The sequence below is a fragment of the Bacteroides fragilis NCTC 9343 genome, from assembly GCF_000025985.1.
GTDB classification, from domain to species: Bacteria; Bacteroidota; Bacteroidia; order Bacteroidales; family Bacteroidaceae; genus Bacteroides; species Bacteroides fragilis.
Map to the genome: position 1 here is coordinate 2,126,344 of NC_003228.3, position 14,602 is coordinate 2,140,945.

A 14,602-nucleotide genomic window follows, 5' to 3' on the forward strand; every position below is an offset into this window, starting at 1 on the left:
GTTATTCACTAAAAATGTCTACCTTTGTCACCGCGTTATTTTGATAATAAATAAATTAAGGAATAATAATAGAATGATTACAGTTTCTAACGTTTCGGTACAGTTTGGTAAAAGAGTTTTGTTTAATGATGTAAATCTGAAGTTTACAAGTGGAAATTGTTATGGTATCATCGGTGCTAACGGTGCCGGTAAATCTACTTTTCTGCGCACGATTTACGGTGACCTCGATCCTACAACCGGAAACATTACATTAGGTCCGGGCGAACGCCTTTCAGTGTTGAGTCAGGACCACTTTAAATGGGACGCTTTTACGGTTATGGATACCGTAATGATGGGGCACACAGTGTTGTGGGACATCATGAAACAGCGCGAAGCCCTTTATGCTAAAGAAGATTTTACGGACGAAGACGGTTTGAAAGTTTCCGAACTGGAAGAGAAGTTTGCCGAACTCGACGGATGGAATGCCGAAAGCGATGCGGCGATGTTGCTGAGCGGTTTAGGTGTGAAAGAAGACAAACATTATACATTGATGGGTGAATTGAGCGGTAAAGAGAAAGTGCGTGTGATGTTGGCACAGGCATTATACGGAAATCCCGATAACCTGCTGCTCGACGAGCCTACCAATGACTTGGATATGGAGACCGTTACCTGGTTGGAGGAGTATCTCTCCAACTTCGAACATACCGTGTTGGTTGTGAGCCACGACCGTCACTTCCTCGATTCTGTATGTACACATACCGTCGATATAGATTACGGAAAAATCAATCTTTTTGCCGGTAATTACAGTTTCTGGTACGAATCCAGCCAGTTGGCTCTTCGTCAACAGCAGAACCAGAAGGCCAAAGCTGAAGAGAAAAAGAAAGAGTTGGAAGAGTTCATCCGTCGTTTCAGTGCCAATGTTGCCAAGAGTAAGCAGACTACCAGCCGTAAGAAGATGCTCGAAAAGTTGAATGTCGAGGAAATCAAACCGTCATCCCGCAAATATCCGGGTATCATCTTTACTCCGGAACGTGAGCCGGGCAATCAGATTCTGGAAGTTTCCGGTTTGAGTAAGAAGACCGAAGATGGAGTTGTGCTGTTCAACGACGTGAACTTCAACGTGGAGAAAGGAGATAAGATTGTATTTATTTCACGTAATCCGCGTGCGATGACCGCTTTCTTTGAGATCATCAACGGGCATATGAAACCCGATGCCGGGCATTTCAACTGGGGAGTGACGATTACTACCGCTTATCTTCCTTTGGACAATACCGAATATTTCAATACCGATCTGAATCTGGTCGACTGGCTGAGCCAATATGGCGAAGGCAACGAGGTGTATATGAAAGGTTTTCTGGGGCGTATGCTTTTCTCCGGTGAGGAAGTACTGAAAAAAGTTAGTGTTCTTTCGGGAGGCGAGAAGATGCGTTGTATGATTGCCCGTATGCAGTTGCGCAATGCCAACTGTCTGATTCTCGATACTCCGACCAATCATCTCGACTTGGAGTCTATTCAGGCATTCAATAACAATCTGAAGACTTACAAAGGTAATATCCTCTTCTCTTCGCATGACCACGAATTTATTCAGACCGTTGCTAATCGTGTGATTGAATTGACTCCGAATGGTATCATCGACAAGATGATGGAATATGACGAGTACATAACTTCCGACCACATCAAAGAGCTGAGAGCCAAGATGTATAAGTAACGATGAACGTTTTTTGAACGATAAACGATGAACAGGCTGCACATAAATGGGTGCCTGTTCATCGTTTTTTTTGTTTGCATTTACTGTAGTTTATCATCCATCGTTATTTTACCTTTCTTCATTTATTGCGTATCATATATAAACAACATATACAGTGTGAGCTATGGAACAGAATGAGATACAGGTATTGGTTGAAAAGAGCAGGAGGCAAGATGCAAGTGCATTTGCTTTGCTTGTGGCGGAGTATCAGACTTTCGTTTTTCGCTTGGCTTTCCGTCTATTGTGCGATGAAGAAGAAGCCCGGGATATGGTGCAGGAGACTTTTTTACGTGTCTGGCTTTCATTGGATAAGTACCGGCCGGAGTTCCGTTTTTCCACCTGGCTTTACAGGGTATCATGTAATATCTGTTATGATCGTCTGCGGGCTTTGCAGCATTCTCCGGCCGGTGCGCTCTCTGATATTACATTTGCCGAACTGCCTGTCTGTTCCGATGATAATATTGAAGCCACGTTAGTCAACCGGGAGCTGAAAGCCCATATCCTGTACTTCATGCAACAACTGACCCCTAAGCAAAAGCTTGTATTTACATTGCGGGATATCGAGGAGTTGGAAATCAAGGAAATTGAGAAGATCACCGGATTTACATCTGTCCAGATCAAGGCCAATCTCTATCTTGCACGAAAAAGTATCCGTAAGAAGTTGAACGAAATAAATAAAGAAAGATGAAAAAGGAAGAAATGAATTACGAAAAATGGTTGGAGCAATTAAAGAAGACTCCACCTGTTTTAGAAAATCCGGACGCACTGACCGAGGATATTATGCGTGCTGTCAAAGCAGCGCCTTTCAGGAACAGGCCCGTCCGCAGATTGAACTTTGCTGCCTGGTGTTCTGCTATTGCTGCAACCCTGCTTCTCGGTTTATGGGTGGCAGAGGCAGTTGCTGTCGATCCGATTCTATCCTCAGAGGTGACTCGTATACCGAAACCCTATCAAGAGCAAACACTCACCGATGAGCGAAGCTATGAGAGATTGATGACAGGAGAGAAGCGGGAGATCTTCTTTTCCGCGTCCCGAAGCCGGAAAAAGGAGATGCTTAAACGGGAACGGCTTTATACCCGGTACGAACAGATAATGAAGAATGAATAACCTTTAAAAACAGATGCATATGAAAACGAATAAACTTTTATCGATATTGCTGTTGGCGGTTTCAATGGTGTCTTGCACCACTTATTATCAGGTGAAGACCCGGATTCATCCTGACGGTTCGGCCCATAGGGAAGTATATGCTTTTGCCGATTCTGCATTCATGGCCGGAGATCCGATGAAAAACCCCTTTATGTTTTCTTTGGACTCTGGTTGGGTAGTGACACGTTTCGATTCTGTCCGTACTCACAATTATTTTGGAGAAGAGGGAAAGATTAACGTATGTGCCGGCAGGGAAGAGCCTTCTGTCAGCATGTTTGCGGAGCAGGTTCATCCTAAAGATCCGATGTACCGTCCCTTGGTGACTCCTCAGGAGACACTGACCAAACATTTTCGTTGGTTCTACACCTATTATACCTATACCGGCATCTATCCGGAATTGGCAGATAAAGGACCCGTACCTCTAAAGAACTACCTGAATGAATCGGAACAGAAGCTTTGGTTCCAGGGTGACGACACAGCCTATCGCGGAATGAACGGATTGGAGATGAAAGAATTGCTCGATCGGTTGGAAAAGAAATTTTACGACTGGTACAACCGAAGTCTTTATGAATTAAGTTTCGAAGTTATCCGGCCTTTTATCGCTGAGATAGATCGGGGGAAGTATATGTCCCGTCTGGATGAAGTTAAGGATTCATTGTATCTCGGCTATCAACCTAAAGATGATGATCCGGATCCTGATCCGGAACTCATTTGCCAATTGCTCGATACGCATTATCATACCGACTGTTTTTCTCTGCTTTATAAGGAAAAGCAACAAGAAGTAGATAAACGCTTTGACGAAGAGACACGTCCGATCGAATTGTTCGGAGCCGTGATTCAATATGAACTTAAAATGCCCGGACAAATGATCTCAGCCAATACAACTTTCAGAGATCGCGAACATCTGGTTTGGAAAGTGGATGCTTACCGTCTTTTGGCGGGTGAATATTCCTTGACGGCCCAATCACGGGTACCCAATGTCTGGGCCTTTATTCTTACCGGTGTACTGATTCTTTTGGGAATAGGCTTTTGGATAAAAAAGCGATGAATAGGAGAGGAGTGAGATAATGTCAGAACTCACTACAGATTACGCAGTTCTTCACAGATTATTCATGTGGTCATCCATGATTTAAATTCACTCTGTGTTACTCTGTGTGCTCTGTGGTGAGTTCTGACAGCTCTTGTTTTTATCGTTTATAAATCAACTTATTTTTTCCTTCTCCAAAAAGGTTATCTCCTATCGTTGTGATTTTGTCTCCATGAGCAACTACGTACCGCAACCTGTCGCATCCCATGAAAGCTCCATATTCGATAGCAGTAATGCTTTCCGGTAGTTCTACCGTTCCACAGAGACGGCCGCAATTGCTGAAAGCCCGTTGTCCGATGCTTTTTAGTCCATGTGGCAGACGGATGCGGAGCAGATATTTTTTTTGTGAGAAAGTAAAGTCGGGGATGGCCGTTGCATTGGTTTTTTCAATGTCTACAGCTACCAGATTCGGCATATAATCCCGTATCAGCTTGAAGTCGGCTGCATCCAGCTTGCCTTCGATGGTCAGGAAGTTGATTTCTTTCGGCTGTAGTCCTGCTTTCTGAATTTCATTTTCCAGCGTGCTTAGTGCTCCTACCTCTATTTTAGCTTCCAGTGGTTCGCCTTCGATGAATGCAAAGTTATCCCAACGGTTTTTCAGCCGGTATTCATCACTTGCTCCCAGTGGTACAAAGATAGCAGTGATGCTGTCTGCCAATGCTTCCGGCAGTAGGTTAGGAGGAGTTTTCTTTTTAATCTGGCATATATTCAGATTTTCGCAGCCCATAAAAGCCGCATCTTCAATGTTTTTGATCTTTTCCGAAAGAATGATCTTTTTCAGAGTGGATTTTCCTTTGGCAGTGCCGTTTTCCATCTTACAGAAAGCGTATGCCGGAACAAAATTCGGCATATAAATATAGAACTTATCCGGATAGGTACCTTCTTTACCCGAGTACATGCTGATGCTCGCATTAGCTATGTCGAGCACTTGTAAGTTTTTAAATTCATCGCGCAGATGTCTGAAGTCCACTGCATTGATCTTTCCGGTCAGGGTCAAGTGGGTGACCTGGTTCGCTTCCTCTTCCGTCATCATCGAAATCAATGTTCCCGGTTTGCTGACGAAATACGTTTTCTTAACTTCTTGTGCCGTAGCTGCAAATAGATTGGCAGTAAGGGCTATTCCTATAAACAGATGTTTTATTTTCATATTTATGATAAATGTTTAGACAAATATAGCGAATCATACTTTATCTCGTCCAGAGTTTTAGAAAAATATAGTTATTTTTGTCCTTCAACCAATAAATTAACAAAATGGAACAACAGGATCACGAATCATTCTTTTCTCCGAAAGGGATTCCGGCATTTGCAAGCATTATTATCTTTTTGGTAAGCTTCTTTATCGTCATGTCCCTATTCCATTCCGTTCTGAATCTTTTTTCGGTAGTAAGAGGGTACGGAATGGGTTATTTTTTTATTGGAGAGGGGATTATGTTGTTGAGCGTATTTATTGTAACCTTTCTGATGATGCGATTTCTGGATCGCCGTCCCTTCTCCGATTTAGGATTCAGCCTGAAAGGGCGTGGCAAAGATATTCTCTACGGTTTCCTGGTGGCAGTGCTCATTTATGCCATTGGTTTTGGTGTTTGCCTGCTGACCGGGCAGATTGAGGTTGTCGGTGTCCATTTGCATTGGAGCGATTTGCTCTTAAGCGGGTTGTTTTTCGCCATGGTTGCCATTGTCGAAGAAACTATGATGCGCGGATATGTTCTGGGACGTTTGTTGCGTACGCGTCTCAATAAATTTATTTCTCTTCTCATCTCTTCCCTTTTGTTTGCGTTGCTTCATCTGATGAATCCCAATGTGGCTTTTTTACCCATGCTCAATCTGGTGTTGGGAGGTTTGTTACTGGGAGCTTCCTATCTTTACACCCGTAATCTTTGGTTTCCTGTTTCGCTTCATTTCTTTTGGAACTGGATTCAAGGGCCCGTACTTGGCTATGAAGTCAGTGGCAATCGTTTCTGTGAAACCTTGTTTTCACTTCGCCTGCCTGCAAATAATCTGATTAATGGAGGGGCATTTGGTTTTGAAGGTTCGTTGGTTTGTACCGTATTGGCAACACTCTTTACACTATTCATTATCTGGTGGTTCGAACAATAAAAAAATGTCCCATGTTCCGCTGAACTTTGGGACATTGATAAAACAAACACCACATTTACTTCACAGTAAGTTAGAGTGGAAAAGTAAGAGCGCATTTACTTCACAGTAAGTTCGTTGCGCACTATTAAACACAAACAAAACAAAATAAAAGCTGTACAACAGCCATTATAACACTTGCATCAATGTATGTTTATATTGATTTTTCCATAACAGAGGGCATAAAGTATGTGGGGGTGAATCTTATTCTAAAATTTATACGTCGTTCCCACCATTAACCCTACTGTTCCCCGTATGGGTTCCTGAAGGTCTGCCCGATAACTTCTGTCTTTGAATATATTGATCCGGGGTTCCAGCCAGAGTCCGCTATGTGCCGATAGCCTGATTTCTCCCTGTAGTCCGATGCGTCCGTTCAAGATAATTGAAGACGATGATTCCGCTCCGGGAAAATAGCTCCCGATGCCGCCTGCCACGATCAGGTTGAACACGTGGCTGTCCCGATCGGAAAAAAGCCTTGTGAGGCTGCACAGATAGTCAATGTTGAGGCTGATATTAAAATCGCGGTTGCTACCGCTGTCTTCATTATCCAAAAAGGCGGTACTACTACCGGCACTGATCCGCATCCCGTTAAATTTGTCGAACCATTTACCTAAAGCGAATTCCGTGTCGAACAATACATTTCCGGTGTTTCCGGTACCGGCTGCCAGCGAGGCAAAACCTCCTTTAAGGAAAGTCAGGGTAGCGTATCCTGCCGGTTTGTAAGTAATACCTGCCATTAGTGATCCTGCCAGGTTATATCTTTTCCACGATGACTGGTTGTCCACCCGGTCCGGATAAAGTGCCAGTTGTGGCTCGATAAACAGGTTAAAAGCAGACGATACATTCAGTTTCCCTTGTAGTCCTGCCCTCAATCCGTATGAATGGATTGTTTTTTGGTCTTTTACGATAGTGGCCTGATAACTGAGTCCGAGAGCGCCGATCACTTCGAATACTCGCTTCGGGTTGTATCTGGCGGCAAATGCACTGATATTGATCAAATAGTCTACATTGGCTCCTGCCAGATGCATATTCGTATTTCCCTGTTTCCATTGTGTATATTCCCCTCCGGCCCGTAGTCCTATGACGGGGGTCAGCCAATTACCTGCCATGAATGATGCCCGTGGCCCGTGGGCGGTTTGTCCGCCTCCTACGTTAAACAGATAACCGATACCCGATCCGACAGAGAAAAACAGATGTTCCGATCCTCTCTTCGAATGGAACTTTTCTGCTCCCTTTCGTTTGGGCATCAAATATTCTGAGGCCTTTATATTGTTTTTTCCTTCTGTTGAATCTTGCTTTTGCTCTTGTGCTGCCAGAGTTCCGCATAAGATGAAACCGATTCCTAGCAGCAGGATTCTTTTATAGCTCTTTTCCATATTCTTCATTGCTTTATCGTTTTTTCTTCATTCAAGCCGCTCTCTTCCGTTTCGGTGTCTTCCGTTTCGTTTTTTTCTTTTGTTTTCTCCGCTTTTTCCTTCAGTTCTTTCTTTTCATCTTCCAACTGTTGCAGTAGGTCGGTTACGTCTCCGTCTATCTGCGCAATCTCTTTCAGTGACGGATCTTCGTTCAGGGCCCGTTTAATGAAAGCGTATGCTTCGCTCACTTTGTCCAACCTGTTGGCACATGCCGCCCTTAGATAATAGCTGAGTGGTTCATCCGGTAGTTCTTGTGCCTTTTCCCATGCTTCTTCATTTTGCTTCATGGCCATTAATAATACCACTTCATTTATGCCGCCTTGCGTTCCGAACCGTTCATAAGCATCCTCAAAATGCCCGTTGTAAGCTCCAACGATGGCTCTTACGTCTTGTGTCATGTCGTTGTCCGGCAGAAAGTCTATAATCGAGTCCGCCCGGTTATAAGCTCTTTCGTCCATTAAGGCGATTACCTGATTACAGAGTAGTTCTGTGGGAGCCGATCTGCTGACAAACGGTTCCAGCAATTTGCTGTCTGCTTTCTTTTGTTCTATCAGCAACGCAGCCAATTCGTTGGCCATAATCATAAATTTAGGATATTGTTCCAGTGCCTGTCGGCAGATCACTTCGCGTGTAGAGTCATTATCGGCATTCAGGTATATCCGCCAAAATTCATAGGATACCAATTTTTTATAGTCCTGTTTATACATTATGCGTATTTCTTCATCGTTCAGCAATCTCATCACCGAATAGTTGAAACTATATTCCACCCGGCGCAGCCGTGGTAAGTAAGTCGTTAGAATGACATTCCGATATTCCGGTAGTCGTAGGATCCGGCTGTACTGTGAGGCCATGTTGTCCGGATAGCAATTGATGATTTCCCGTAACTTGTCTGTAGGCAGTGAGTCGCGTTCCATCAATTCTGCTACCTCTTCCCATGAGGCCACCACTCCTTCTGTATATGTACTGTCTTTTATTGCGTTTATAGTACCTCCGTTCAGAAAACCAAAGATACGTTTCAGCGTACTGTCCGTGCGTTTTTGTGCCAGTTTCAGATTCGATTGATACGGACCTTCAGGCGAAGATACCCCTTTGACCGAAAACGACAGGAATTCCGAGTTCGGATCGGTTTCTATTTCCTGCAGGCGCAAGCGCATTTTCTCCAATTCTCTTTGGTTGTTCGGATCTTTTTCGTCTATCGTTGCCGAGTTGATCAGGAAGTTCAGCTTCACTTCTCCTCTGTCGCCTCTTTGTTGTTTTTGAGGTTTAGGGATGTATTTTTCATCTCTGATTTTCATGCCATCTGCTTGGTACGTAAAGAAACGCATCGGATTTACCGTACCTTTGGCTATCACTACCGTATCTTTGTATGCCAGTTTTTTATATTCTACCAGATACATGTAGATGTCACACCGGCATTCATCGTCCGGGTTATCCATATAGAGGGAGTCTACGTAGGCAATCACTTCATTCTTATCAATCTTTTGCGTTTTCTCCTGAAAAGCTGCTAACGGGTCTCTGCTCAGGTCGAATTCCATCATTCGTTCCAATGTGATGGCATACTCCTTTCCGGTCACCACTGCCGGGCGGAACAGGCTCTGTGTTTTACGGGTAATATTCACCAACATCGGTTGCACTACGATACGTGTATTCGGCTTATACATTTCTTTGGGAATTTTTACTTTAGGGTGGATGATGTATTGATTTCCGACGATTTCGATGTCGGTTGGTTCCGGTAGCAGTTTGTCCACCACTTTTTTGGCGGTGATCACCACTTCGTCAATCATCGATGCTTCGTACGAGATCACTACGTTTATCGTTGTCTTTCCTTTTAGTTTTACTGTTTTTGATGCGTAGGCAAATCCCGAGAAATGCAGGGTCGTATTGGGATCTGCCATGATCTTGAACTTTCCGTCTAGGTCTGTGATGCCGTATACATCTCCCTTTTCATTCTGATCTCTGATTACGATAGAGATGGCAGGCTCTCCCTCGTCATCGATTACGCTTCCGCGTATTTCTACTTTCTGGGCTTGTCCCCATGCCGGAATAATGGCGTATAGGGCCACTATCCCCAATAGCAAAAATCTTTTGATATTCATTAGGGTTATATTTATTTGGCTATATAAATAAAAGATACACTTAGTTTAACCGGTATGGGGGCCCATCCCGATTCATTCGGTTCACCATGAGTGCTTCCCGGTTGGTAGCGCACCAACCTGTAGCGTGCCACACCCACACCGCCCGATACCTCAAGGTTCCAGCGACGTGACAGAATCCAGTTGTATCCATACGTGACACCCGCGGCCGCGGCATCTCCATAATATGCCCTGCGGTTTATTCCCACATCGAACATGGAATAGAATCCTGTGATACCGATGTAATGGCGTGCCAGCAGGTTCCGAAGCCAATATTTAGCTTCAGCTTGTACGCGTCCATGGCGGTAGAAAAGTTTATCTGTAATCTTCCAGGGATTAGCCGATGCCGAAATTTCAGCTGTCATCCAATCGTTTAATGGGAATTCCACTCCCAGATTGGGGGATGCCGCCAACCATTCCAGCGTATTAGTCTTGATGGCCATGCGTTGGGCGGATACTTGAAAAGATATTGCTATGAAAATAAAGAATATAGCCCGTTTCCCGAATAGAGACGGGAAATTATGTCCGGCTATCTCCCACAACAAGTTGGGGAAATCTAGTTTTAAATTAAATGTATTCATAAACGCGCTCACTTCTGTCTAAAGCGTGCTGTCGTTTATTCTTGTCACCGACAAATATAGAGGTTTTAATCGGGACTTTCCAAATAATCAAAATCTTTTTTTATCAGTTCTGATAAAAAGGTTTGCAGATCGGTTTCCTGGTTCAGTTGTAATTTCTGCCGGAGCCGGCTCCGGTTGCTTCTCACGGTTGAAGTGGCTATGTATTGGAGTGCTGCTATTTCTTCGGTCGTTTTGTTTTCCAGTATCAAGCAGCAAAGTTGTATTTCTTTGCTACTCGGTTGCAGGTGCAAAGCATTGAAAGCAGCCCATAGTTTTAGCTCGGATGTCATTCTTGCCTTTTGTCGTTGCATGGTTCGTAGTATTTCCTGTAATCTTGCCAACATGATGGGAGGAAAGATATATGCCACTGCCAGGCTGGGCAGACTCATCAAATAAAGTTCGGATGATGTATAGACCCCGATGAACATATACAAAAGAATCGGGGCGAAAGATAATATCATTACGGTGTGTCGACTCACAGAGATGGAAGCCAGACCACAAGTAACCATACCGATCATCAGATCTTGCGACAAAAAGAAGCCGGTCTCTTCCGGTGGGAGGTAGATACGGCAGTACATTGATATTAGGATATTGCTTTGTATGGTATAAAAGGTGCATTTCAACAAGAAAGTTATCTGTTTCTTTTTCCGAATCAGCAGGTAAGTGAACAGTAAGAATAACCCCAGGGATAATATGTTACATAAAGCCAGTAACAGGTCTTTTCTGATCAGGTAGACACAAAGGTCGGCGATGATTCCGATACTAAAGCAGCCCACTGTACCGTAATAGACGAAATAAATTGTTTGTCGCTTCGGATTTCTTATTTCTTTGAACTGTAGATATTTCTTTTGGATGTACTTTTTTGTTTTTGGCAAAGACAGGTATTTTGAATTCATGTTTTTTTAGGTTTCAGTAATCAATGTTTATAACCAGCCCATGCAGGCGAGTATACTCTGATGGACAGACTTTCGAAACGGCTTTTTTATCCTATAATAAATACAAAAAAGAATGAAAATAGAAGGGGGGAGGGTGAATATTAATTAAAAATGTACTGAGTTCGTCATACGTGTCATCAAGGCTCACCATATACCTGCTTTATCGGATGATCAATCACTTAACTTATGTGTTAAATCAAACATCAAGACATGAAATACTCCATTTACAACTTCTCCAAAACATCGATATTTCTGAGTAATCCTGAACTTAAATATCTTTTTAGACCGAAAGATGGCGAATGAATCTTTCTGTTTATTAGTATATTCCTTATAGTCTAATCCTTCAGAATTATAAATATCAGCCCACGACAATTCAGCAAAAATTCTAAAAGCATCTGCAAACAATGATTCGTCCTGTTCACTTATTTTCTATCAATCAAATCGAAATTTATTTTAGAATTTCGATATAAATGCTTCGTATATTCCTCAAAAGAAATAATTTTTTGTTTCCACAAATCAAAATGTATCCTTTGCTATCAAAGAAATTATGAAGTATAATAACTGTGGATGTATTCTTTTTGATGACTTTGCCTAAGCAATAGTAGACTCTGAATTACACTTGATTTTCCGGCACTATTAATGCCGGTCAATACAGTAAGATTTGAAAATCTCAAATCCGTCTTCTTATGCGATTTAAAATTATGCAGTAATAGATTTGTTATCATATATTTTCCCTTCCAAAGTGTCTTGTACTACCGAATTAAAAATAGAATGGCGATTGAAAACACTATCTGTCGTACCCGTTCCTTGAGACAGATAACGTCCGAGAGTCCCCATCGCCTGTATCAAATTATGCTTCAATATTGGGGCCTTAACCGTCAGGTTATCATGCGCTTGATCATCCAGTTCAGCAAAGGTAACTGTTATTACCTCAAAATATGCCTTATTTATTGGATTCCTAGGATCTGTTTCACTATATCTGCCTGCAAAGATAGGAAATAAAATTGAGACTAAGAGCGGAACGCAGTAATAAGACTGATGAATAGCGATTTAGGTAATAAAAAGGAAAAAGCAGCAAGCCATCCGAAACCAACAAAAAGCCAAGTGAGGACAAAGTTACATTACTATCCCGTTACTTTGTTTTGGCTGGCAGATGATTTCAAGATGGTTTTCAAAGAGTTGATTTACATGGATTCGACGCTATTCGCCTACAATGTAACCGAATTTTCGGAAAATGGCAGCGATAGCATGAAAAAAGAAGTAAATCCGATTCTTTTGCACTGATTGGCAGTATTTTGCGTATCAAGAAACAACTCTACAGGTAATAATTTTGCAATCAAAAAATGTAGAGTATGAGATCAACATTCAAAGTCTTATTTTATCTCAAGCGCAATGCCCCAAAGAAGAACGGGCTTGTGCCAGTTATGTGCCGTGTGACCGTGAACGGCAAAGTATCCCAATTCAGTTGCAAACTGGATGTAGAGGAAAAATCGTGGAACGTCGAACTAGGCAGACTGTCCGGTCGGAGTACCGTTGCACAGGAAGGTAACTGGATACTTGACAAAATCCGTGTCGGTATCAACAAAACCTATCAAGAAATATGCGACCGTGACAACTATGTAACCGCCGAGAAAGTACGTAATGCTTTTTTAGGCATGGGAATGAAACACGAAACCCTGCTTGCTGTATTTGCACAACACAACGAGGATTACGCCAAACAGGTAGGTAAAATCAAGAGCGAGCGTAGCTATTGGAAATACTGTACCGTGTATAACCACTTGTCCGAGTTCATCAAGCAACGCTACAAGGTCAGTGATATAGCCCTCAAAGAACTTACTCCCGCTTTTATTACCGACTTTGAACTGTTTCTCAGAACGGAGAAAGACCATTGCACGAATACGGTTTGGTCGTACATGATGCCATTACGAAGAATTATCTACATGGCTATCAATAACGGCTGGCTACAGCGTGATCCGTTTTATGGGTACAGCATCACGAAAGAAGAAACGAAGCGGGGCTTTCTGACCAAAGAGGAAATCACACTGCTCATCAATGGTACGTTCAAAAAGAAAAGCTACGAACTCATCCGTGACCTGTTCATTTTCTGCACATTCACCGGATTGAGTTGGACGGATATGGCGAACCTCATGAAAGAGAATTTAGAAATATCCTTTGACGGTCATTTATGGATTAAAACCAAACGCCAGAAAACGGGCACGGAAAGCAACATCCGTCTGTTGGAAGTTGCCAGACATATTATTGAGAAATACGAGGGTATGGCGAAAGACGGTAAGTTGTTACCTGTTCCCTGCTATCCCAACTGCAAAAACGGCATTAAAGTAATCGCAAAGCACTGTGGTATAGACAAAAACGTTACGTGGCATCAAAGCCGACATTCGTATGCCACGACCGTGTGCCTGTCGAACGATGTCCCCATCGAAACACTCTCTAAAATGCTCGGACACCGCAGCATCCGCACAACGCAAATCTACGCGAAGATTACGGCGGAGAAAGTCAGCCGGGATATGGAGAAGCTGTCGAAACAGATTGAGCAGATGGAATCATTTATCTGTCAGGCAATTTAATCAACTATTAAAATCATTACCGATGAAAAGAGAAAAGATAACTATCAGTGAGGACGGTTCAGTCACTCTACCGAGTAATCCGACTGAAACGGTTTGGATGCAGGATTTTGAGATAACTGAGTTATTCGGGGTAATATTGCCCATCATCAAATCCAATATACGGGCAATTCTAAAATCAAGTGTAGTTAAAGATGATTTGCAGCATGGCGTAGTCGTTTACGGCAACCTCATTCTGCCTGCCTATTTTGGGCTGGATATGATAATGGCTCTCGCTTTTCGAATAAACTCACCGAATGCTAAGTTATTCAGAGAATATATACTCGGTAAACTCTACGCAGTAAACACACAGAGTACACCGAGTGTATTTATTCGGATTGGACATGGTGGATTGATTAACTGATTTACTAAATGAATGATAAATAAGTCAGTCAATAGATATACCAACAAACTTGTTTATTGATAAATCAGTCTGTTGCGAGGAAAGACAATTTACAAACAGGTTAATCAAAATAGTGATATATCAACAAACCAATTTATTAATTGGTTGATTTATTATCGGGGTACTCATTCTCGTTGAAGGGGCAAAGGTTGTTCTGTGCGAGTGAACATTCAAGTTCAAGCCCTGACGGGTTACGACTGAAATCTCCACGCCTTTGCTGCGCTTCGGGTTGTATTTCAGCCGTAAAACTTGCCTGTTCCCTCTCCCTGCACAGAGAAAAGCCCCTGCAACGCAAACGACCAACCCGACAATGACGCATAATTCTAAAAGCAAGCACATCCGCCGCATCGGAGTGCTTGCTTTTTTTATGGGGTTAATGCAACT

At 42.8% G+C, this 14,602-nt stretch carries 15 protein-coding genes; 8 read left to right on the top strand and 7 right to left on the bottom strand.

The window, feature by feature from the left end; translation table 11 throughout:
* The first annotated feature begins 73 nt into the window (after positions 1 to 73).
* From BF9343_RS08465 to BF9343_RS08480, 4 genes are all read left to right on the top strand, one after another.
* Positions 74 to 1,687, top strand: coding sequence for an ABC-F family ATP-binding cassette domain-containing protein (locus tag BF9343_RS08465; RefSeq protein ID WP_005786690.1), 1,614 nt, complete (start codon positions 74 to 76; stop codon positions 1,685 to 1,687).
* A 163-nt stretch (positions 1,688 to 1,850) separates the two neighbouring features.
* Positions 1,851 to 2,414: an RNA polymerase sigma factor gene (locus BF9343_RS08470; protein ID WP_005786692.1), complete on the top strand. Its 564-nt coding sequence runs from the start codon at positions 1,851 to 1,853 to the stop codon at positions 2,412 to 2,414.
* Positions 2,411 to 2,833: a hypothetical protein gene (locus BF9343_RS08475; protein ID WP_005786694.1), complete on the top strand. Its 423-nt coding sequence runs from the start codon at positions 2,411 to 2,413 to the stop codon at positions 2,831 to 2,833. The genes BF9343_RS08470 and BF9343_RS08475 overlap by 4 nt, the downstream gene beginning before the upstream one ends.
* A 19-nt stretch (positions 2,834 to 2,852) precedes the next feature.
* Positions 2,853 to 3,920 carry a hypothetical protein gene (locus BF9343_RS08480; RefSeq protein WP_041926204.1) on the top strand — a complete coding sequence of 356 codons (1,068 nt, stop codon included), beginning with the start codon at positions 2,853 to 2,855 and terminating at the stop codon, positions 3,918 to 3,920.
* 139 nt (positions 3,921 to 4,059) lie between these two features.
* Here BF9343_RS08480 and BF9343_RS08485 read toward each other — a convergent pair whose 3' ends face one another.
* Positions 4,060 to 5,106, bottom strand: a complete 1,047-nt coding sequence (locus BF9343_RS08485; RefSeq protein ID WP_005794961.1) for a leucine-rich repeat protein — start codon at positions 5,104 to 5,106, stop codon at positions 4,060 to 4,062.
* 104 nt (positions 5,107 to 5,210) lie between these two features.
* Between BF9343_RS08485 and BF9343_RS08490 the strand changes: the two genes are divergently transcribed.
* Complete coding sequence (locus BF9343_RS08490) at positions 5,211 to 6,056, top strand: CPBP family intramembrane glutamic endopeptidase (protein ID WP_010992691.1); 846 nt, start codon at positions 5,211 to 5,213, stop codon at positions 6,054 to 6,056.
* A gap of 245 nt (positions 6,057 to 6,301) precedes the next feature.
* On the opposite strand, the gene BF9343_RS08495 is transcribed toward BF9343_RS08490, so the two are convergent.
* The 5 genes from BF9343_RS08495 to BF9343_RS22435 form a co-directional block, all read right to left on the bottom strand.
* Complete coding sequence (locus BF9343_RS08495; protein WP_010992692.1) at positions 6,302 to 7,468, bottom strand: hypothetical protein; 1,167 nt, start codon at positions 7,466 to 7,468, stop codon at positions 6,302 to 6,304.
* 5 nt (positions 7,469 to 7,473) lie between these two features.
* Positions 7,474 to 9,603, bottom strand: a complete 2,130-nt coding sequence (locus BF9343_RS08500) for a tetratricopeptide repeat protein (protein WP_010992693.1) — start codon at positions 9,601 to 9,603, stop codon at positions 7,474 to 7,476.
* An 11-nt stretch (positions 9,604 to 9,614) separates the two neighbouring features.
* Positions 9,615 to 10,220: a DUF3575 domain-containing protein gene (locus tag BF9343_RS08505; RefSeq protein ID WP_032593852.1), complete on the bottom strand. Its 606-nt coding sequence runs from the start codon at positions 10,218 to 10,220 to the stop codon at positions 9,615 to 9,617.
* A 65-nt stretch (positions 10,221 to 10,285) separates the two neighbouring features.
* Entirely contained in the window at positions 10,286 to 11,155 is an 870-nt protein-coding gene (locus BF9343_RS08510) for a helix-turn-helix transcriptional regulator (RefSeq protein ID WP_005786708.1), read from the bottom strand.
* Between the two features lie 584 nt (positions 11,156 to 11,739).
* Positions 11,740 to 11,919 carry an AAA family ATPase gene (locus tag BF9343_RS22435; RefSeq protein ID WP_224223169.1) on the bottom strand — a complete coding sequence of 60 codons (180 nt, stop codon included), beginning with the start codon at positions 11,917 to 11,919 and terminating at the stop codon, positions 11,740 to 11,742.
* Between the two features lie 313 nt (positions 11,920 to 12,232).
* Here BF9343_RS22435 and BF9343_RS08520 point away from each other — a divergent pair, with 313 nt between their 5' ends.
* The 3 genes from BF9343_RS08520 (at position 12,233) to BF9343_RS08530 (ending at position 14,179) form a co-directional block, all read left to right on the top strand.
* Entirely contained in the window at positions 12,233 to 12,478 is a 246-nt protein-coding gene (locus BF9343_RS08520; RefSeq protein ID WP_010992697.1) for a hypothetical protein, read from the top strand.
* A gap of 68 nt (positions 12,479 to 12,546) precedes the next feature.
* Positions 12,547 to 13,779, top strand: a complete 1,233-nt coding sequence (locus BF9343_RS08525) for a site-specific integrase (protein WP_010992698.1) — start codon at positions 12,547 to 12,549, stop codon at positions 13,777 to 13,779.
* A gap of 22 nt (positions 13,780 to 13,801) precedes the next feature.
* Complete coding sequence (locus tag BF9343_RS08530) at positions 13,802 to 14,179, top strand: hypothetical protein (protein WP_010992699.1); 378 nt, start codon at positions 13,802 to 13,804, stop codon at positions 14,177 to 14,179.
* A 136-nt stretch (positions 14,180 to 14,315) separates the two neighbouring features.
* Here BF9343_RS08530 and BF9343_RS23635 read toward each other — a convergent pair whose 3' ends face one another.
* Positions 14,316 to 14,537 carry a hypothetical protein gene (locus BF9343_RS23635; RefSeq protein ID WP_133123826.1) on the bottom strand — a complete coding sequence of 74 codons (222 nt, stop codon included), beginning with the start codon at positions 14,535 to 14,537 and terminating at the stop codon, positions 14,316 to 14,318.
* Positions 14,538 to 14,602 lie beyond the last annotated feature (65 nt).